We start from the raw sequence: 20,219 nt of genomic DNA, 5'->3' as shown, positions 1-20,219 counted from the left end.
AGTTCGTCACCCGCGAGACCAGCGATCAGCGGCGGGCGCAGGCACTGCACGAGGCGATCGAGAAGAACATCCGCCTGCAGCGGCCGGACGCGGCGCGCAATGCGGTGCGCAAGCTGCTGGCCAATACCGACAGCGTCATCAAGTCCAGGTAACGGCCGCCACACATTCAAACAGTCGGATTGTGTCGGTGCGGCCGCCGATGGTGCGCGCTTGACCAATGTTTGCCGGCGAGGTTTCGGCACGAATGGTTCCCGTCAATCGATACGAAATGGGTCTGTTTGACGAACCGGCTGCCGATTAGCTTCCAGATGCGCAAGTCGCTTGGGTCGACCTTAACAACAAGCATAGGGGAAATCGGCATGAGCATGAAAAATGGGCTATCGAAAATTGGCTTCCACGTCAGCCGGGTTGTCGCCATTTCGGCGGTGGCCTTGCTGCCGGTCTTCGGCGCAGCGGCCATGGCGCAGGACAAGGATATCTCGATCTATTTTGTCGGCTGTGCCGCACCGACGGGCTTTCATGGCTATCTGGCACGCGGCGCCGAGGAGGCCGGCAAAAACCTCGGCGTGAAGGTCACCTATATTTTCCCGGATCAGCTTACCATTCCAAACCAGGTGCAGAAGATCGAGGAGGCGATCGCCGCCCAGGCCAACGGCATCGCCATCTGCGCCTTCGCCGAGGATTCGTCCTATGCCGATGTCGCCGCGCGCGCCAAGGAAGCCGGCATTGCCTTCGGCAGCGCCGCCGCGCCGCCGTCCGGCTCGCAAGTGCGCGATCCCAACGATTTCTTCCTGTTCCGCACCGGATCTGATGAAGCGGCGGCGGGCAAGTTGACGGCGCAGCGACTGGTCTCGATGGGCGTCAAGGGCCGCGTCGTGGTCGCCAATCAACAGCCGGGCGACGCGAGCTGCCAGCTCAGGGCGACGTCGCAGATCGATGAGCTCAAGAAGGCCGGCATCGAGGCCGACTTCCTCGAACTGACCATGGATCCGGGCCAGCAGGCGGAAGCGCTGTCAAATTACCTGCGCGTGCACCCCGATACGGCCGCAGCCACGAGCACATGCGACGTGATCGACGGTTTCCTCTCCGCCAAGGCAGACAGCGGCCGGGACGACCTGGTGCTCACCGGCTACGACATCGTCGCGCAATCGCTCGATGCGATAAAGGATGGCCGGCAGGCGTTCACCATCGACCAGCAGCAGTTCTGGCGCGGCTACATGCCTGTGCTGCTCCTGACCCACTACCTGAAATACGGCCTGATCGAAGGTAACTACTTCCTGACCGGTCCGACGGTCGTCGACAAGGACAATGTGGAGCGCGTCTCGGCATTGGTGAAGGAGGGCTATCGCTGATGCACGCCGCCCAAAAGTCCATCAGTGGTTTTTGGACGACAGCAAAAACCTAGCACGCGTCCAGGACGGGCGGCCAAGCCGCCCGTTCGCCATCTTCGTGGCCACTCTTGTATCGGGGTGACGGCATGAACGAACAGCCCGGGCCGAATGCGGCCAACAAGCCTTCCTCCCGTGTGATCGCCGGCGAGGCGCTGAGACGGCTGATGCTGCGGCCGGAGGCGACGTCGATCGCGGCCGTCGTCATCCTGTTCCTGGTCTTCACCGCGCTCAGCCCGCAGCTTTTCCCCACCAGGCTGTCCTACATCAGCATCATGGCCGTCGCGGCCGAACTCGGTATCGTCAGCGTCGGCGTCACGCTGCTGATGATCGGCGGTCACTTCGACTTGTCGGTGGGCGCGGTGCTCGGTCTCACCTCGTTCGTCTGCGTGGTGCTGATGCGCGACTTCGGCCTGCCACCGGTCGTCGCCGCGCCGGTCGCGGTGGCCGTCGGAGCCGCGCTGGGCTGGGCCAACGGCATGATCGTGGTCAGGTTCCGCATCCATTCCTTCGTCGTGACGCTCGGCACCATGCTGATCTGGCGCGGCATACTGATCGCGCTGACCGGCGGCTTTCCGATGACGGTCGCCATTCCGCCTGGGTTCAAGGCCATAATGGCGGGTCCGCTGCTTGCCGGCTTTCGTATGTCGATGCTGTGGTTCCTGGCAATCGGGCTGGCAGGCACCTTCCTGCTGGCGCGCACCAGGTTCGGCAACTGGATCCAGGCACGTGGCCAGAACGAACAGGCGGCGCGCAATCTCGGCGTACCGGTGGACCGCGTCACCGTCATCCTGTTCATGATCACATCGGCGCTGGCAGCCATCGCCGGCGTCATCCAGGTTGCCCGCTTTTCCTCCGTCGACGCATTGCGCGGCGAGGGCATCGAACTGCAGGCGGTAGCCGTTACCGTTATCGGCGGGACGCTGCTGGCCGGCGGCTACGGCAGCGTCATCGGCACCATTCTCGGAGCCGTCACCTTCGGCATGATCCAGGTCGGCCTGGTGCTGGCAGGCGCTCCCGGCCATTTCTTCCGCACGCTCACCGGCGTCATTGTGGTCGGCGCGGTCATCCTCAATACCTCGGTGGCGCGCCGCATCGCCAAATCCAGGCCGATGGGCGGCTTCAAGCGCGACAGCAGTGCTGCCGACGCGGCGATTGCCGGCAACGCCGCAACGGCGGAGATACGGCCCGCCGGCAGCCTGGCGAAGGAGAAGACGCGATGAGCGAGCCGTCTGGCCTGGATGCCCAGCGCGGGGCCCGGCTGCCGGCCGGCAGCGGCTCCGACGACCTGACCCTTCGCCGCCCTCCGGTCGAGCCGGTCGCTGCCGGCGCGGTGCCGGTGATCGAGGCTGTCAACCTGTCGAAAGGGTTCGGCGCCACCACCGTGCTGGTCGACGTGTCGCTAAGCGCCTATGCCGGACGCATCCTGGCGCTGCTCGGCGACAACGGCGCCGGCAAATCGACCTTGATCAAGATCCTGTCCGGCGTCTTCCCGCCGGACAGGGGAGAATTGCGCTTCAACGGCGAGAAGGTGGCTTTCGCCAACCCGGCTCAGGCGCGCGAACGCGGCATTGCCACGGTGTTCCAGGACCTTGCCGTCTGCGAATTGCTGTCGGTCACACGCAATGTCGTGCTCGGCCGCGAACCGCTGAAAGGTTTCGGGCCGTTCAAATGGCTCGACATGAAACGCGCCGACGACATGGCGCGCTCGGCGCTGCATCAGCTCGGGGTGCGCTGGGAACGCGGCCTGGACGAACGCGGCGTCAACATTTCCGGCGGCGAACGCCAGTCCCTGGCAATCGCAAGAGCCATGTTCTTCGGATCGTCGCTGCTTGTGCTGGATGAGCCTACGTCGGCTCTGGCCGTGCGTCAGGCAGGCCGGGTGCTCGAGCACATTCTCAGGGCACGCGAGCAGGGCCAGGCGGTCATCCTGATCACCCACAATTTCCGTCACGCGCTCTCGGTGGCCGACGATCTGGTGGTTCTGGCGCAGGGGCGCGTGGCGGGCCGGTTCCGGCGTGACGAGATCGAGCTCGACGAATTGACCGACCTCGTTGCCCGTGTCGGGTGAGCTGACAATGCAGCAGTTCAGGAGCAGGAAATGACCGTAAAGACCGCAAGGAAGCGTGTCGTCATCCACGAGGACGACGTCGGCATGAGCCATGGCGCAAATGTCGCGTTTTTCGAACTGTCGAAGTTCGGCACATGCAGTTCCGGTTCGGTGATGGCGCCATGCCCGTGGTTCCCGGAAGCCGCTCAGATCGCCGTCGCCAATCCCGATTTCGACCTCGGCGTGCACTTGACGCTGACCAGCGAGCAGAAGCCGTATCGCTGGCGTCCGCTGACCAACCCGCCCAAATCGGCTGCGATGACTGACGAGTTCGGCTATTTCTGGCCGACCGTACCGCAGGCGCGCAAAGCCCATCCCGATGCGGTGGAAGCGGAACTGCGTGCGCAGATCGAATGCGCCATCGCTGCCGGCATCGACATCACCCATCTCGACGCTCACATGGGCACGGCGCAGATGCCGGAATTCATCGCCATCTATCGCAAGCTCGGCCGGGAATACCGGCTGCCGGCGCTGCTGGTGAAGGACCTGTCGGGCTACAACCCGGCGAGCTATGCCGGTGAGCTGGACATTGCCCGCTACGATGCCGAAATCGTAAAGGCGCAAGCGGCAGGCGAACCGGTGTTCGACATCGTTCTGGAAACGCCTTGGGCGCGCAAGACGGATGCGCAGACGGCCTACCACGCGATGTTTGCCAGAATCCCGGAGGGGTTGAGTTTCCTGTCGCTGCATTTCAACACGGTAGGCGATTTCGAGGCGATCAATCCTCCGGATGCCCATCTGCGGACCGAGGAATACGCGTTGTTCAAGACGGCGCGCGTCAAGGCGTGGATCAGCGAGTTCGACATCGAAGTGATCGGCATGCGCGGCATGCGTGATGAACTGCGCGCCGCCAAGATCTGAAAGCCGACGATCTTATGAGGCCAGATGCCGCCGGGTCAGCCCGATCAGCAGCGCCTGGTCGCGGGCAGCGTGTTCGGGTGGGTTGACGACGGCATCGCCATTGACGATCGCCGCCCAGAAGCCACGCATCTCCTCGACGAAGGCTTCGGCGTAGCCGGCCCGCAAATCACGCTTCGACAGCGTGTGACCGTCCGAGGTCGTCACCGTCAGCCGGGTCGGATGATGGTTGAGCCAGGGCGAGGGGAATTCGAGCTCGAGGCTGGCATCGTCGAAGAACAGCGTGATCCGCTCCTTGTAGTCGGCGAGCTTGGGCACGGTGAGATGCGTCATGGTCCACAGCGCCTGCCCGTCCAGCAACTTGACGGCGCCCTGGCCGCCGTCGCCATTGGCAAAGATCTGCGCGCCGACGACCTCGCCGTCCGGCACGCCGAGCGCATCGAGCAGGCCATGGACGGCGTTGACGTCGTGAATCAAGGCCGAGCTGTAAGCGCCGGTAAATCCACGGAAAGCGAGACCGGTCAGATGCACGCCGACGGCCTCTTCGACCTGGCGCTTCTGCTTGGCGGCGACAGTGGCGACCATGTCTTTTGGGATATCGGTACCGCGCCTGTAGGGCTGATGGGCGATGAACGGCCAGGCGTCGGGATCGTTTACCTCCACCGAGACCGCGCGCAGCCTGCTCGATGTTCCAGGCAGCGAAGCGAGCGCCAGCCGGTAATTCGGATCGAAGCGCTTCATATAGCCGACCTGAACGATTTTCCTGGCGGCATCGCGCGCGGCAACGATCTCCAGGATTTCCGCCAGCGAATAGCAGAGCGGCTTTTCGCAAAAGACATGCAGGCCAACCGCCAGCGCCGCCAGCACCTGTTCGTGATGCAGCGGGTCCGGCGAGCCGATCACCACCGCGTCGAGGCGCTGGTCGAAGAGCTGGTCGATCGTTTCGAAATTGGCAATGCCATGGGTGTCGGTGACGAACTGCCGCGAAATCCTGGAGGGATCGGCGACGCCGACCAGCTCGAACAATTCACCGAGGCGCAGCAGATTGGGGATGTGCTCGACCTGCGAGATCATGCCGGCGCCGACGACCCCGACGCGTATCCTGCTCATTGGATCATTCCCCGCAATGTCCGATTGTCAGCTCAAGGCGCCGCAGGCGGCCGGTTGCCGATCTGGGCGAGCAGGCCGGCAATCTCCGCCTCGACCGCTTTCAGATCCTCGCCGCCCGACATGATCGAGATGACCTCGTCGCGCGAAATCTCGGACTTGGCGTAGGTGCCGCGATTGCGGCCGCGGTTGAGCAGCGTGAAGGTGTCGCCGACCGGATAGGCATGGTGGATGTTGTGGCTGATGAAGATCACGGCCAAACCCCGCATGCGTGCTTCGATGATGAACTTCAGCACCATCGCCGCCTGGTGGACGCCGAGTGCGGACGTCGGCTCGTCGAGAATCAGCACGCGCGCGCCAAAATGCACGGCGCGGGCGATCGCCACCGACTGGCGCTCGCCGCCCGACAGCGTGCCGACGGCCTGCGTCGGATCGCGCACGTCGATGCCGATATCGGCCATCGCCTGCCTGGCGATGGTGTTGGCGCGCTCTTTGTCGATGCGCGAGAAGGGCAGGCTGCTTTTGGTTGGCTCGCGGCCGAGGAAGAAGTTACGGGTGATCGACATCAGCGAGATCATGCCGAGGTCCTGGAACACCGTTGCCACACCGAGCTCCTGCGCGTCGCGCGGGCTGCGGAAGGTGACCGGCTTGCCGTCGACCAGGATTTCGCCCTTGCTCGGCCGATAGACGCCGGACAAAACCTTGATCAGCGTCGACTTGCCGGCGCCGTTGTCGCCGAGCAGGCAGTGGACCTCGCCCGGATAGACCTTGATGTCGATGTCCTGGAGCGCGCGCACCGAGCCGAAATTGACGCTGACGCCGCGCAGTTCCATTGCTGGTTCGGTCATTTGGGCCGGTTCGGTCATTTGGGCCGGCTCGGTCATTTGCCACCTCCGCGGCCGAGCGCCTTCAGCCTGATGTAGTTGTTGACCAGCACGGCCATCAGGATGACGATGCCGAGGAAGACCTTGAACCAGTCGGTGTCGATGCCAGTGTAGAAGATGCCCATCTGCACCAGCCCGAAGATCAGCGCGCCGAACAGCACGCCATAGACGGTGCCGTAGCCGCCGGTGAGCAGCACGCCGCCGATGACGGCGGCGATGATCGCCTCGAATTCCTTGAGCAGGCCGCGCGTGGTGTCGGCGGAGCCCGCCTCCATCACCTGGATGGTGGCAAGCAGCGTCGCCGCGCAGGCGGTGTAGACGAACAGGCTGATCTTGACGCGATCGACCGGCACGCCGACGTTGCGGGCTGCGATCAGGTCGCCGCCGGTGGCGAAGATCCAGTTGCCGTATTTCGTCTGGGTGAGCACGTAGCCGGCCAGCGCCGTCAGGCCGAGCCACCAGACGATCGACATCGGAATGCCGGCGACGAACGGTATGCCGTCGCTGCGGGTGGCGATCCAGCCTTGCGCGCCCATCCAGTGGAACAGGCCGGTGAGCAGATGGCCGTTGAAAATGCCGGCCGTCGCCGGATCCGGTGCGCCTTCGAGGATGTAGGGGATCTGGGTGCGGCCGGTGACGGCGCGGGTGATGCCGATCGACAATCCGCGCAGGATATAGAGGGTGGCGAGCGTGACGATGAAGGAGGGCAGGCGCGTCTTCACCACGATCAGGCCGTTGAGATAGCCGGTGAGGATGGCAACGGCTAAGGCACAGGCGATGCCGCCCCATAGCGGCAGGCCCCAGTACTTCACCGTCAGCCCGATGACGACACCGGCAAAGCCGACCATGGAGCCGACCGAAAGATCGAACTCGCCGGCGATGATGAGGAGTGCTGCCGCGGTGGCGACGATGCCGAGCTCCGCCGACAGCGTCAGGAAGGTCATCGATCCCTGCAGCGAATAGAGGTTTGCCGCGCCCGGCAGCAGCGCAAAGATGATGATCGTCGCAAGCAGCCCACCGGCGGCACCGGCTTCCGGCCGGCGCAGCCACTGGGTCAGCTTGCCGGTGCTGGCCAGCCGCTCGTCGGCGCCGGCGGCCCGCTTCGACGTCATGCCGAAGCGGTCGGTCGCCTTCAGTTCGCCCGGAGATATAGCCTTGTCTTCCACGACCGCCATTAGGCTCTCCAATCGCTCAAATCGCAATCTTCGAAGGAACGGGAGAGCGCTTGGCGCATTCTCCCGTTCCGTCGGAGCGCTTGCCTAGCGGATGCCCTCTTTGGCGAGCGCCAGGATCGCCTTGGCTTTTTCCGGCGAGTCGATGAACAGCGGTCCGGTATAGGCGTTGTTCTGCGGCCAGAAGCCGTGCGTCGCCTGCTCGACCAGATAGATCACCGGCAGATAGCCCATCAGATATTGCTGGGCATCCATGCCGAAGCCCATTTCGCCGGCCACGACCGAATCGAGGACCTCCGGGCTGATGTCGAATGTGTAGAGCTTGAGCTTGCCGAACAGTTCCTTGTCGCGGAACATCGGGATCAGCGGGTTGGCGGCGGTGGCGCCGAGCGCAAAGACGGCCTGCGTGTCGGGATGCGCCGACAGATAGGCTTCCGTGCGGCGCTGGATGTCTGCGGGATCGGGCGCCACGGCCAGAACCTCGGTGCCGCCGCCGGAGGGCTTCAGCCCGTCATTGAGGCCCTGGCAGCGCTGGTCGAGGCTGACATTGCCGACCTCGTGGTTGATGCAGACGACCTTGAGCGTGCCTTCCTTGGCCAGCCGCTCGCCGGCCTTCTTGCCGGAATCATATTCGGAAACGGTGCCGACATAGAGCGTCGTGCCGAGCTCGGCGCCTTCCTTTTCGCCGGAATCCAGAACCACCATGGGAATATTGGCGGCAAGCCCGGATTTGACCGATTTGCCGAGCGCATTGGCGTCGGCGATGGAGACGGCGATACCGTCCGGCTTGGTGGCGATAGCGGCGTCGAGAAGCCGGGCCTGCTCGACCACGTCGAAGACCTGCGGTGCGTAATATTCGACCTTGGCGCCGGTAAGGGCGGCCGCGTCATCGACGCCGCGCTTGACCACCGACCAATAGGGATCGGACGCCGACCCATGCACCACGAAGGTGATGCGGACGTCCTTCGGATCCTTGAGGCCCGCGGCATGCGCAATACCTGTCATCAGGCCCGCCGAAACGAAGGCGCCCAATGCCACTTTCAGAAGAGTTTTCATCTTATTCTCCCATTTGTCGTTGCAGTTCCAATCCCTCTGGCGCCGTTTTCCGGCCGCGACGATCGGCTCACGTCGCGGATCGGGTGGCCGCTTTGCGGGCCTTTGCCGACGCCAATCGCTGCTCGCCCGTGGTGTTGCCGCGGGCTGTTGTTGATAATCGCCCGGCCGAGAGCGCTACGCGAAGCTCCTCGCGCAACGGCTTCATGCCGATGACGTCGATCGGCTGTGCGGCGAGCCAGTCGCGAAAGCCCTGGTCGCGGAACAGTTCGTACTCTTCGGTGCGGATGTAGGCGGAGCGCGGCTCGATCAGCTCGAGTTCACCGGGCGCGTTGCAATGCAGGCAAAAGAAGGTCAGGCCGTCGCGCACACCGTCGATGAGCGCTTTGTAAGCCGGCTCGATCGGCCTGGAACGCGGCCGGCCCCAGGTCGTCTGGATGGCGGCGTCGAAAATGGCAAAGCCGCCGGCACGGGCCAGCGCCACGCCGCGCTGGAACGCCTCCTCGGTGACGCCGACCAGATTGTCGTTGGGGGAATAGGCGGACAGCGTCTTGGTCAGCAGCACGGGCAGTTGATATTCGAGCCCGAGCTTGATGTAGATGTTGCAGAATTCCGGCGACAATGCCGCTCCCATATGCGCGTCGAGATGGGTGACGTCGATGCCGGCGCGATAGGCGGTGTCGATCTGGGCGCGAAGCTCGGCCTCGACCGCCTGCGGCACCGCCTTGCGGCGCGTGGTCGCCACATCCGGCCACAAGAAGCCGAACTCGTCGGTCAAGCCGGCCGCCCGCGACGGCGCGGTCAACGGCCGCCATTTGTAGTGCTGCTTCTCGCTGTTCAGCGTAAGGTGGACGCCGAGGTCGAGGCCAGGGTTGGCGGCGGCGCTTTCGGCCATTTCGAGGAACCACGGGCACGGCACCATCACCGCGCCGGAACTGCAGACACCCAGCCCGCTCAATTCGAGGAAGGCGCTGTTGGCGCCGTGGCACATGCCGACATCGTCCTCGTGGAGTACGATCCGTTTGCTGGAGCCGGCGGCGTTCACGAACGGCCGCCTTTCCGCCGGCACGCCGGTTTCCAGGGTCTTCCAAAGTGTGTCCCGTATTTCATGGAACCAACCGTTTGCCCAACTGGCCGGAATGGAACGCCGAAACCTGCCTTTCCGACAGGGCCACTTTGGCGAATTCGGATGGGTACGATTTGCCTGCCGGCTGAGACACTTAGCTGCCGATTTCCCCAATCACGGTTCAAAACCAGTCATAGGAACCGTCTTCCGGGCGCAGATGGCTTGGTCGAATAGCGGCGGAGTGGTTCTTTCAAACCGTGCCGACAAGCCTACAGCTGTCCACACCATCAAGCGACCACATTATCAAGTGACCCACATTATCAAGTGACTGGAGGCCTGTCATGTACACCGCCGGCGAAGAGGAAATCGAAGCCATTGCCAGGGTGATCCGCTCGGGCGCGCTGTTTCGTTACGGCAAGGACAGCGAATGCGACCGCTTTGAGGCCCGCTATGCGCAGCATCTTGGCGTCGAGCATTTCGCGCTGGCCGCCAGCGGCACCTATGGGCTCGCCGCCGGCCTGATCGGCCTCGGCATCGGCCCGGGGGACGAAGTGCTGGTGCCGGCGCACACCTATATGGCGACAGCGACCGCGGTGCTGTCGGTCGGGGCCATTCCCGTCATCGTCGACATCGACGAGAGCCTGACCATCGATCCCATCGCCCTGCGCGATGCCATCGGGCCGCGCACCAGGGCGGTCATCCCGGTGCATATGTGGGGCGCGGCCTGCAACATGAATGCGATCATGGACATTGCTGCCAAGCGCGGCTTGCTGGTGCTGGAGGATGTCTGCCAAGGCATCGGCGGCGGCTATGAGGGCCGCAAGCTCGGCTCGATCGGCCATGCCGGCGCCTATTCCTTCAACTACTTCAAGAACATGACCTCGGGCGAGGGCGGCGGTATCGCCACCAGCGACCCGAAAGTGGCGGAGCGGGCGCGCTGCGCCATCGACCCTTGCCATTTCTACTGGCAGGGCAGAAGCGACAGCATCAAACCCTTCGCCGGCATCGGCGCGCGTGCTTCCGAACTGATGGGGGCGATGCTCAACGTCCAACTCGACCGGCTGGACGGCATCATCGAGGCGATGCGGGTCGAGAAGAAGACGGTGCTGGCCGGTACCCGCCACCTTAGCAATCTTGGGCTGACGCCGTCGCCGATGAACAGCGCGGACGACGATTGTGCCGCACAGGTGATGTACCTGCTGCCGAGCGAGCAGGCGGCGCAGACTTTTTCGAAGACCATTCCGAGCGTCGTTGCCGGCAAGACCGGCCGTCACAATTTCACCCAGTGGGACCAGGTGCTGATGCATGAAGGCGCGCATCATCCGGCGCTCAATCCTTACGCACTGCCCGAGAACCAGGGCCTGCGGCTGGATTATTCCGACGACCTCGGCAAGCGCTCTCTCGACATCCTCAACCGCACCGTGATGGTCGCCATGAACCCGGCGCACAGCGATACCGACATTCAGGACATGATCCACAACATCGACGCGGCGGCGCGGGTGGCGCTGGAGAATGCTTCGCTCGATGATATCGAATTGCGCAAGGCGGCACCGGTTGATCTGCAGAAGTTCGACAGTGTGAACTAGACCAGATCCGGCGCGGTTTGCTACCCTGCGGTCGAGTTCCTTGCCCGGTGGCCGGCCGAGGATTCCGGCCGGCATAACCGGCCGCCAAAAAATCCGCAGGCCCGTGTCGGATAGGCCGGGCTCCGCTCGTCCTAGGGGGCATCGATCACCAACACGGAGGATTAACGATATGCCCGGCACCGTACGGCTGCACCGCGTTCTGACAACCAGCTCGGAGAAAGTCTACCGCGCGTTCCTTGAAGCGGATGCACTTGCGAAATGGCTTCCGCCGAACGGCTTCACCTGCACGGTTCATCACTTCGAGGCGAAAGTCGGCGGTGCGTTCAAAATGTCCTTCCGCAACTTCACCACCGGCGACAGCCACTCGTTCGGCGGCGAATATGTCGAGCTCGTGCCCAATGAGCGACTGCGTTACACCGACCGGTTCGACGACCCCAACCTGGCCGGCGAGATCGAGGTGACCGTGACATTGAAGAAAGTGTCGGTCGGCACCGAAGTGAATATCACGCAGGCAGGTATCCCAGACGCCATCCCGGTTGAGGCCTGCTATCTCGGCTGGCAGGAGTCGCTGCGAAATCTGGCGAAGCTCGTTGAACCCGAGATCAACCAGTAAGGTAAAGCGCTGCGCTGGCGGGTTGGCGTCGCTAACCGGAAACCCAGGGATGACGCCGGTCTTCCCACCCAACATGCGCCGGGGCCGGAAAGGCGGGATCGGCGAAGCAGCCGACCGCGACGGCGATCCATTCAGGCTTTCGCTCGGGCTCCCAGAAGACGCTCGAGCCGCAGCCCGGGCAGAAATGGAAAGTGACATGGTGGCCGCTCCGAGCTGATCGCCTGTAGGTACTGGCGTCGCCTTCGGCTTCTACCTTGTCGCGCGCAAAGAAGGCGGCGACGCCGTATGTGCTGCCGGTCCGTTTCTGGCAGTCGAGGCAGTGGCACTGTGCGACCAGCTGCGGCTCTCCGTTACAGGAGATCCTCAGTTGCCCGCAGGCACAGGATGCGGTTCTCATGGCAATCCTCATGGTTCAGATGAATGCGTTGCCCGCCAATACCGGCGGTGGGCATGCTTCTGGTTTTCGGGGAGGTTCGGCCTTGGGAAGCGCGCTTTGCGCGAACGCCGAAAACAAGGACCGACGCCCCATATTCCTAATCACTGCGGGCGACCGACTCAACCCCGCGGTGAACGAGATGGAGAGCCTGGCTCTAGCTTCTATCCAATCTTAGGAACGCGGCGCGCAACGCCAGAACGGCGCGCAGGATCTGGCGTTCGTCCATCGCCGCATAGCCGAGCAGCAGGCCGTGCTCGGGCTCAGTGGAATGATAGTTGATGGAGATGCCCTGAACGTCGAGCCCCTCCTTGAGGGCGGCGGCGACCACGTCGCTGTCCTTATAGGGCCTGACGAAGCTCGCCAGCAGCTGCATGCCGGAATCGTTTTCCGTGACGATCAGCCATTCGGCCAGATGCTCCTGGCACAGCTTGACGAAGTTCGCCTGCCGGCGCGCGTAGAGCCGGCGCATGCGCTTGAGGTGCGTGGCGAAATAGCCCTGCATGATGAAGTCGTTGACCGTTGCCTGCAGGATCAGCGGCGCGAACTGGCCGGTGATGCTCACCGCCCGGTCGAACGGAACCGACAATTCGCGCGGCACGATCAGATAACCGATGCGCAGCGCCGGAATCAGCGTCTTGCCGAAGCTGCCGATATAGACGACGCGGTCGGCATGGTCGAGCCCGCGCAGCGCCGGCACCGGCCGGCCGCGGAACCGGTATTCGCCGTCATAGTCATCCTCGACGATCCAGGCGCCGTTGCGTTCGGCGATGTCGAGCAGTTGCAGCCGCTCCTCGATGCGCATGATGGTGCCGAACGGCCATTGGCAGGATGGCGTCACATAGATTAGCCGCGGCGGCGGCAGCTCCGGATCGGCAAGATGCCAGCCGCGCCGGTCGACCTTCAACGGTGCCAGCTTGGCGCCGCTGGCGAGAAAGGCGCTTTTGGCGCCGAGATAGCCGGGCTCTTCCATCCAGACATGGTCGCCTTCGTCCATCAGCACGCGCGAGACCAGATCGAGCGCTGCCTGCGCACCGGTGACGATGATCACCTGGTCGGCGGTGCAACTGATGCCGCGCGACAGGCCGATGGTCGAGGCAATGGCCTGGCGCAGGCCGGGGTGACCGGCAAAGGAGAGATAACCAAGCAGACTATCGTCGCGGCTGCGTGCATTGCGCACCAGAAGGCTTGACCAGATGGTGAACGGAAACGATGCCGTTTCAGGCACGCCGGGATGGAAATTGATGACGCCGGCATTACGCGGCGGTTGCGGGCCGTTGACGATGGTCTGACCGCGCCGCGACAGCTTTTGCGGCGCTGCCAGTCCGGCGCGCAGGGATGCCAAGGGGCGGTTCTGCTGGATCGGCGCCACCCAGGTGCCCGATCCGGCACGCGCCTCGATAAAACCTTCGGCAAGGAGCTGGTCATAGGCGGCGATGACCGTGTTGCGCCCGACCTTCAGATCTTCGGCCAGCGAGCGCGTCGACGGCAGCAGCGTGTTCTGCGGGATCTGGCCGTCAAGAATGAAGCGTCGCAAGGCGCCGTAGATCTGACGATGCATCGGTTCTTCCGAAGCGCGGTCGACCGACATGATGTCGAGGGAAAGGCGCATGTGGTCGGGCAAGGCACTATCCCCCGACGAACCGGGCGGCGCGGGCGATCTTTTCCTCGTTGAGCCGGCAGACGGTGTCGAGCACCAGCCGCCTGGTTTCGGGACGGATCTCGCGGCTGTTCTTCAGCGCGCGATGCACGGTGGCGGCGCCAAGTTCCGCCTTCTCGGCAATCTCGCGGATGGTGCAAAGCCGTTCCATGCCAAGCGCAGCTTCGAAAGCCATATCGCTCCTCCTCGGTTGCATCAAGGCACGGCTTCCGGTCGGCCTCAAGCTTGAAAGTCGGGGTTTGCAATCCAGAGCCGGGATTCTGCGATCCGCGCCGCGCAGGGAGCAAGGCGGCGCGGATCGCCGGGCGCTTTCGCGTCGCTAACCCCATCGCGGCGCGCGCTCATCGTGTCCCCCGGCTCGCAAATGCGGGCCGGTCAGTTTGCCTGCCGCGTCGCCACTTCGAAGCCGGCCTCGCGGGCGGTGGCGAGCAGCGAGAAATAGCCCTTGCTGGCATAGGTCAGCGGATGCGCCTTGGCCGGATCCTGCTCGGCCTCGACAACGAGCCAACCTTCATAGCCGCGCGCGGCGAGGGGCTTCAGCAATGACAGGAAATCGACCGAGCCGTCGCCGGGCACGGTAAAAATGCCGTCCATTACCGCCGCCATGAAGCTCATGTCCTCGCGGCGTGCCCGTTTCAGCATCGCCCTGCGAACATCCTTGCAATGGAAATGCACGATACGGTCGAGCTGCCGTTGCAGCAGCGATTGCGGGTCGCCGCCCGAAAACAGGCAGTGGCCGGTATCGAACAAAAGGCCGACGCTTCGGCCCGTCGCCGCCATCAGCCTGTCGACTTCATCGTCCGTCTCGACGATGGTGCCCATGTGGTGGTGGAAGGCCATGCCGACCCCGAATGCGGCCATGCGGTCGGCGAGGGCGGTCAGTTTCTCGCCATAGGACGGCCAGTCCCTGTCGGCGAGGCGCGGACGCTCGGAGATCGGTGCGAAAATGCCGTCATGGCGACCGCGCGAGGTGTCGGCGTAGACGACGATCCTGGCGCCAAGGTCGCGCAACAGCTGAAGATGTGGGGTGATCGCCGCGAATTCCTCGTCGACCGTGCGGTCGAGAATGCGGCCATCATACCAGCCGGAGACGAGTTCCAGGCCATAGGAAGACAGGAGCGGCCCAAGCACTTCAGCCTGGCGCGGAAATTTGCCGCCGAGTTCGGTGCCGCGGTAGCCGGCCAGCGCCGTTTCCGACAGGCAGGTCTCCAAGGACGTATCCCCGCCAAGCGCCGGAACGTCGTCATTGCTCCAGGTGATGGGATTGATGCCGATCTTGACCGTCATGACGCCAGGCTTTTGCGGGCTTGGGAATACAAGCCGAGCCTGCAGACTGGCGACAAAGAGGCCCTGTCACTAGGTCCAGTTCAGCCGAATTTGGCAGAACCAATTAATGGAGACCGACCCTAATCTTCCTTTGGGCGGCCAAAAAGGGCGCGCAGCTCGTCTTTGGCGTCCTCCAGCACTTTCTTCTGCGCCGCCGGCAGGTTCTTGCCGGCGCGGTTGATGTAGAAATTCAGCATCGACATGGCGGATTGAAACGGCCCTGCCTTGCGTCGGTCGCTGTGCTCGGCCGATCGCTTCAAAGAGGCGGCGATCTTCTTGGGATCGTGGGATTCGAAGATGTGTTCCTCGAGGTCCAGCGCGTCGCTGTGCTCGGTGACGTCGGCGGACCATTTCCGTTGCGCGGTCATGGCAAACTCCTTCCACTAGGTCGTTGCCGGAAAACGCCTTATGGCGCACCCCTGTTCCACTTCGGCCCGAATCCCTGGAGCCACGGATTTGCCTGTCGTGGCGCTGCTCGGCGATGCGAATGCGCCGATAGTGGTCAGAACCGCCGATTCAAGAACTGCGGACAGGAAACGCTCTTGACCCCAATCGTCTCAAGCCAGGCAGGAAGTTCCGGCATCGACAGTGCCTATGCCTGGATACGGCTGGGCATCTCGATGCTGCTGGCAACGATCGGCGGGGTCGGCATGTGGGCGGTGGTCGTGGTGCTGCCTGCCGTGCAGGCAGAATTCGGCGTCGACCGCGCCGCTGCCTCGATGCCCTACACCGCGACCATGGTCGGCTTTGCCGCCGGTAATGTGCTGTTCGGCCGCGCCATCGACCGCATGGGGTATTGGATCCCGGCGCTGATTGCCGCGATTACACTTGGCGCCGGCTTCCTGCTGGCGTCGCTGACCAGTTCGATCCTGCAGTTCACCCTCGTCCAGGGCCTGTTGATCGGCGTTGGCTCGTCGGCGATCTTCGGGCCGCTGATCGCCGACATCTCGCACTGGTTCAACCGGCGCCGCGGCGTCGCGGTGACTGCTGCCGCATCAGGCAACTATCTCGCCGGAGCGATCTGGCCGACGGCGATGCCCTATGTCATGCAGGCGCAAGGCTGGCGCTTCACCTATGCCGCGATCGGCGCCGTCTGCCTGGTCACCATGGTGCCCTTGATCCTGCTGCTCCGGCGCGGCGCACCGCCCCAGGCGGCTCCGGGATCGCCGGGCAGCCGCGTGGTCCAGCCGATCTCCCTGTCGCCGGCGGCCTTGCAGGCGCTGCTCATCGTGGCCGGGCTCGGCTGCTGCGTGGCGATGTCGATGCCGCAAGTCCATATCGTCGCCTATTGCATGGATCTCGGCTACGGCGTGGCGCATGGCGCCGATATGCTGTCGATCATGCTGGCGGCGGGCGTCGTCAGCCGGCTAGGCTCGGGCTTCCTTGCCGATCGCATCGGCGGCGTGAAAACCCTGCTGATCGGTTCGATGCTGCAATGCCTGTCGCTGTTGTTCTATATCCCGTTCGACGGGCTTGCCTCGCTCTATGTCGTCTCGCTGGTCTTCGGCCTGTCGCAGGGCGGCATCGTGCCCTGTTATGCGATCATCGTGCGCGAATATATGCCAGCCAAGGAGGCTGGCCAGCGCGTCGGCATCGTCATGATGGCGACCATCTTCGGCATGGCGATCGGCGGCTGGATGTCGGGCTGGATTTACGATCTGACCGGCTCCTATGCCGCCGCGTTCCTCAACGGCATTGCCTGGAACCTTCTGAATATTTTGGCCATGGTGCTGCTGCTGTGGAAGGCCCGGCGCAGCGCTGCTGTGGCGGCCTGAAGCACAGCGGTACGGATACAGTCTCTCCGCCGTCGCTTGACAATAGCCGAAGGCTGCGCGACGCCAGACAAGGTGTGGCAACGGGCCAGGTTGGCAAGGCAGCAGTGGCAAAGACCCTGAACATCGTCTCACGGTCGCGTCTGGGCGGTTGCCCGGCCTCGGGACCAGTATGGTGATCAAGCCGCGCACGCGCCGCGGCGGCGGCCGCCCGACCATCGCCGATGTCGCCCGCAAGGCCGGCGTCGGCGCCATTACCGTATCGCGCGCCCTGCGCGAGCCGGGGCGTGTCTCGGAAGATCTGCGCCGCCAGATCGAGTCGGCCGTGAACGAGCTCGGCTATGTGCCCGACCCGAATGCGCGGGCGCTGGCTTCGGCGCGCGCCGAGGTCTTTGGCGTTCTGGTGCCGTCGCTTACCAACAACGTCTTTGCCGAAGTGGTGCGCGGCATCTACGACAGCCTGTCGGACGGCCCTTTCCGGATCCAGCTTGGCAACACCCACTATTCCGGCCTCGAGGAAGAGCGGCTGCTGCAGGTGTTTGGCCCGCAACGCCCGGCGGCGCTGATCGTGGCCGGCATCGACCAGACGCCGGCCTCGCGAAAACTGCTGGAAACGGCGGGCTGTCCGGTGGTGCAGGTGATGGAGACCGGGCCCGATCCGGTCGACATGATGGTTGGTTTCTCACATTTCGAGGGCGGCAGGGCGGCTGCGGAACATCTGATCGAGGCAGGCTATCGCCGGATAGGCTTCATCGGCGCGCGCATGGATCCGCGTTCGCAGCGGCGCTTGGCCGGCTATCGCGCGGCGATGGAGGCGGCCGGCCTGTTCGATGCGCGGCTTACCACCACCACGCCGGTACCCTCCAGCGTCACCCTCGGCCGCGAATTGTTCCGCGACGCGCTGGCCAAGGTGCCGAGCCTCGACGGCGTGTTCTGCAACAATGACGATATAGCACTCGGGGTGCTGTTCGAATGCCACCGCGCTTCGATCGCCGTACCGAAGACGATCGGCATCGTCGGCTTCAACGATCTCGACATGATGGAGGTGGCTTTTCCGTCGGTCACCAGCGTTCGGACGTATCGCTACGAGATCGGCCGGCGGGCGGTCGCCATGGCGCTTGCGGCGATCGAAGGCAACAGGCCGGAACAGCGGGTCGTCGACCTCGGCTTCGAACTCAAGCGGCGTGAAAGCACGGCGCGCTGAAAGCTCGAAAAAAGGGTCCGGCGATCCGGTAGTATTCGAGCACCATCGCGATGCGCCGGAGGTGTTCGAGGAACTGAGTAGGTCTCGGACACCTACGCAGGCCAGGGTCCATGAACATCTGGGCGACTTCCTATGGGAAAATCCGGAGGCCGAACCGCTTCATTGAGGCGCATGGTTCTCCAGACGGCAAGGTCGTTCTTGGCCCAGTTCTCCACAATCTGGCGGTCTTCATCGGAAAGAAGGAGCGCAAGGCTCGCCAGTACATCGAATACGCCAGCTGAGTAGCCACGGCGGTACATGTGTTCCAGTTTTGGATCAATATGTCCTTCCATCATTGGCTCCCCACATCCAGCGTTGTTCTGCGCAAAGCGACGAAACAGTAATGCGTTTCATAGACGCTGTCGCCGTTTTGGATGCAACGGATCGACGGGTGGCGCAGGTGTCGTCGCGACCTCGGCTTCGAACTCAAGCGGCGTGAAAGCACGGCACGCTGAAGCGCGCTTCAACGCAATGGCGCTTTACACTACGTCATGGTAGCGCTACCAGTTATCGCCGGGCAGTACTTCGCTCAGAGGATGGGGCTGTTTATTATACATAAGCGACAGCTCATGCTTGTTTATTATGTATAATATGATAGTTTTTGCGGGACTAGCCGGGCAGCAAAGGAGGGGATCGGGTCGGCATTCGGCCACCTGAACGCGCGACGGGTACGGCGGGAGGTGCCGGGCCGGAAAAGCGCAAATTCATCGGCGTAACAACAAACAAAACTGCAACTGGGAGGAATATCGATGATCAAGTCACTCGTTGGCGGTATCGTTGCCGCCACTGCTTTCGTCATGCTGAGCTCGTCGGCGATCGCCGATCCTGAAATCGTCAAGGGGCCATCGGCCGAGCCTGACTGCTTCGCGCCCTGGTCGGCCGATACGCAGTTCTTCAAGTTCCCCAAGAAAGACGGCCCGTACCGCATCGCTCTGGCCAACGGCTATATCGCCAACACATGGCGCATCCAGATGGTGCAGACGGCAAAGGCCTATGCAGCGCAGCCGGACGTCGCGGCCAAGCTCAAGGAATTCAAGGTGGTCTCGACCGGCGAAGACGTGCCGGCGCAGATTTCGGCGATCAACAATTTCATCGATTCCGGCTATGACGCGATTGTCGTCAACGCCCAGAACCCGACCGCATTCGGTCCTGTCATCAAACGGGCCAAGGAAGCCGGCGTGGTGCTGGTCGCCTTCGACAACATCCTCGACACCAAGGATGCCATCAACGTCAATGTCGACCAGAAAGGTCTTGGCGAATTGTGGGGCAACTGGCTGGTCAAGCACGTGCCGAACGGCGGCAAGGTGCTGGAAGTGCGCGGCGTAGCCGGCACGTCCGTCGATACCGACCGCCATAACGGCATCCACGAGGTTCTCGACGCCTCCGGTAAGAAATGGGATGTCACCGAGGTCGTCGGCAAGTGGGATGACGGCGTTGCGCAAAAGGCTACGGCCGATGCCATTGCCACCAACGGCCCCTTCGACGGCATTACCGGACAGGGCGGCGATACCGGCATCGTGCAGGCGATGATCGATGCCAAGCATCCGTTCGTGCCGTTCGGTGGCGAGACGGAGAACGGCTTCCGCAAATTCTGCGCCAAGTTCGCCGCTGACGGCCTGAAATGCTCGTCGGCCGGCACCGGCCCGGCGCAGGTCGCGGTTGCCATCAAGACGGCGATTGCAGCACTTGAAGGCCAGGTCGTGCCGCAAGCGGTCAAGCTGCCGCTGGCGATCGTCGAGGATCCGAACTTCAAGGCAGGCCAGGACTACTTCCCCGACCAATCCGACAATTTCTTCGTCGGCAATTCCTTCCCGACCTGCGGCATCAATTTCACGGCGCAGGAAATCATGGGCCAGAGCAAGGAAAACCAGTAAACTCCGACAGCCCGACGCCGCGGGAGATCCCGCGGCGTCGGCGCTCGACATCCTGATTGCCAAGCGCCTGGGGA

At 63.6% G+C, this 20,219-nt stretch carries 20 protein-coding genes and 1 pseudogene; 11 read left to right on the top strand and 10 right to left on the bottom strand.

Going from position 1 to position 20,219, the window contains the following annotated elements:
* From NKH33_RS27210 to NKH33_RS27190, 5 genes and pseudogenes are all read left to right on the top strand, one after another.
* Positions 1-152 (top strand): annotated as a pseudogene (locus NKH33_RS27210) (FadR/GntR family transcriptional regulator); the annotation flags it as partial.
* Positions 153-359: 207 nt separating this feature from the next.
* The gene (locus NKH33_RS27205) at positions 360-1,352 is read left to right on the top strand and encodes a substrate-binding domain-containing protein (protein ID WP_352542459.1); all 993 of its coding nucleotides are present in this window, start codon (positions 360-362) and stop codon (positions 1,350-1,352) included.
* Between the two features lie 125 nt (positions 1,353-1,477).
* The gene (locus NKH33_RS27200) at positions 1,478-2,611 is read left to right on the top strand and encodes an ABC transporter permease (protein ID WP_352922336.1); all 1,134 of its coding nucleotides are present in this window, start codon (positions 1,478-1,480) and stop codon (positions 2,609-2,611) included.
* Positions 2,608-3,459, top strand: a complete 852-nt coding sequence (locus NKH33_RS27195; RefSeq protein WP_352922334.1) for an ATP-binding cassette domain-containing protein — start codon at positions 2,608-2,610, stop codon at positions 3,457-3,459. The genes NKH33_RS27200 and NKH33_RS27195 overlap by 4 nt, the downstream gene beginning before the upstream one ends.
* Positions 3,460-3,489: 30 nt before the next feature.
* Complete coding sequence (locus NKH33_RS27190; protein ID WP_352503161.1) at positions 3,490-4,359, top strand: polysaccharide deacetylase family protein; 870 nt, start codon at positions 3,490-3,492, stop codon at positions 4,357-4,359.
* 12 nt (positions 4,360-4,371) lie between these two features.
* On the opposite strand, the gene NKH33_RS27185 is transcribed toward NKH33_RS27190, so the two are convergent.
* The 5 genes from NKH33_RS27185 to NKH33_RS27165 form a co-directional block, all read right to left on the bottom strand.
* Positions 4,372-5,466 carry a Gfo/Idh/MocA family protein gene (locus NKH33_RS27185; RefSeq protein WP_352922331.1) on the bottom strand — a complete coding sequence of 365 codons (1,095 nt, stop codon included), beginning with the start codon at positions 5,464-5,466 and terminating at the stop codon, positions 4,372-4,374.
* Between the two features lie 32 nt (positions 5,467-5,498).
* Complete coding sequence (locus NKH33_RS27180) at positions 5,499-6,311, bottom strand: ATP-binding cassette domain-containing protein (RefSeq protein ID WP_023675815.1); 813 nt, start codon at positions 6,309-6,311, stop codon at positions 5,499-5,501.
* A 32-nt stretch (positions 6,312-6,343) separates the two neighbouring features.
* Complete coding sequence (locus NKH33_RS27175; protein ID WP_352922339.1) at positions 6,344-7,459, bottom strand: ABC transporter permease; 1,116 nt, start codon at positions 7,457-7,459, stop codon at positions 6,344-6,346.
* A 147-nt stretch (positions 7,460-7,606) separates the two neighbouring features.
* A complete protein-coding gene (locus tag NKH33_RS27170) occupies positions 7,607-8,575 on the bottom strand; it encodes a rhizopine catabolism ABC transporter substrate-binding protein (protein WP_023675817.1) in 969 nt (322 codons plus the stop codon).
* 67 nt (positions 8,576-8,642) lie between these two features.
* Positions 8,643-9,617: a polysaccharide deacetylase family protein gene (locus NKH33_RS27165; RefSeq protein ID WP_352922328.1), complete on the bottom strand. Its 975-nt coding sequence runs from the start codon at positions 9,615-9,617 to the stop codon at positions 8,643-8,645.
* Positions 9,618-9,979: 362 nt separating this feature from the next.
* Between NKH33_RS27165 and NKH33_RS27160 the strand changes: the two genes are divergently transcribed.
* The gene (locus tag NKH33_RS27160; protein ID WP_352922326.1) at positions 9,980-11,224 is read left to right on the top strand and encodes a DegT/DnrJ/EryC1/StrS family aminotransferase; all 1,245 of its coding nucleotides are present in this window, start codon (positions 9,980-9,982) and stop codon (positions 11,222-11,224) included.
* A 169-nt stretch (positions 11,225-11,393) separates the two neighbouring features.
* Positions 11,394-11,837, top strand: a complete 444-nt coding sequence (locus NKH33_RS27155) for an SRPBCC family protein (RefSeq protein WP_352465254.1) — start codon at positions 11,394-11,396, stop codon at positions 11,835-11,837.
* Positions 11,838-11,868: 31 nt separating this feature from the next.
* Here the strand turns inward: NKH33_RS27155 and NKH33_RS27150 are convergent, their stop codons facing one another.
* From NKH33_RS27150 to NKH33_RS27130, 5 genes are all read right to left on the bottom strand, one after another.
* Positions 11,869-12,234 carry a GFA family protein gene (locus NKH33_RS27150; RefSeq protein ID WP_352465253.1) on the bottom strand — a complete coding sequence of 122 codons (366 nt, stop codon included), beginning with the start codon at positions 12,232-12,234 and terminating at the stop codon, positions 11,869-11,871.
* 193 nt (positions 12,235-12,427) lie between these two features.
* Positions 12,428-13,894, bottom strand: a complete 1,467-nt coding sequence (mocR, locus tag NKH33_RS27145; protein ID WP_352740684.1) for a rhizopine catabolism transcriptional regulator MocR — start codon at positions 13,892-13,894, stop codon at positions 12,428-12,430.
* 4 nt (positions 13,895-13,898) lie between these two features.
* Positions 13,899-14,105: a LacI family DNA-binding transcriptional regulator gene (locus NKH33_RS27140; protein WP_352453276.1), complete on the bottom strand. Its 207-nt coding sequence runs from the start codon at positions 14,103-14,105 to the stop codon at positions 13,899-13,901.
* A gap of 200 nt (positions 14,106-14,305) precedes the next feature.
* On the bottom strand, positions 14,306-15,217 hold the full coding sequence (iolE, locus tag NKH33_RS27135; protein ID WP_352922323.1) for a myo-inosose-2 dehydratase: 912 nt from the start codon (positions 15,215-15,217) through the stop codon (positions 14,306-14,308).
* Between the two features lie 119 nt (positions 15,218-15,336).
* Positions 15,337-15,624, bottom strand: a complete 288-nt coding sequence (locus NKH33_RS27130) for a DUF3175 domain-containing protein (protein ID WP_023675825.1) — start codon at positions 15,622-15,624, stop codon at positions 15,337-15,339.
* A 174-nt stretch (positions 15,625-15,798) separates the two neighbouring features.
* Here NKH33_RS27130 and NKH33_RS27125 point away from each other — a divergent pair, with 174 nt between their 5' ends.
* The 4 genes from NKH33_RS27125 to NKH33_RS27110 all read left to right on the top strand — a co-directional run bounded on the left by NKH33_RS27125 (position 15,799) and on the right by NKH33_RS27110 (position 20,145).
* Positions 15,799-17,031 (top strand): MFS transporter, encoded by a 1,233-nt coding sequence (locus NKH33_RS27125; protein ID WP_352822709.1) that lies wholly within the window; start codon positions 15,799-15,801, stop codon positions 17,029-17,031.
* A 169-nt stretch (positions 17,032-17,200) separates the two neighbouring features.
* The gene (gntR, locus tag NKH33_RS27120) at positions 17,201-18,232 is read left to right on the top strand and encodes an HTH-type transcriptional regulator GntR (RefSeq protein ID WP_352491069.1); all 1,032 of its coding nucleotides are present in this window, start codon (positions 17,201-17,203) and stop codon (positions 18,230-18,232) included.
* A 110-nt stretch (positions 18,233-18,342) separates the two neighbouring features.
* A complete protein-coding gene (locus tag NKH33_RS27115; RefSeq protein ID WP_352750391.1) occupies positions 18,343-18,513 on the top strand; it encodes a hypothetical protein in 171 nt (56 codons plus the stop codon).
* A gap of 507 nt (positions 18,514-19,020) precedes the next feature.
* Positions 19,021-20,145: a sugar ABC transporter substrate-binding protein gene (locus tag NKH33_RS27110; RefSeq protein WP_352473506.1), complete on the top strand. Its 1,125-nt coding sequence runs from the start codon at positions 19,021-19,023 to the stop codon at positions 20,143-20,145.
* Positions 20,146-20,219 lie beyond the last annotated feature (74 nt).

This window comes from Mesorhizobium sp. M1182 (assembly GCF_040318335.1).
Classification (GTDB): domain Bacteria; phylum Pseudomonadota; class Alphaproteobacteria; order Rhizobiales; family Rhizobiaceae; genus Mesorhizobium.
This window is presented reverse-complemented; position numbering and strand designations above follow the sequence as displayed.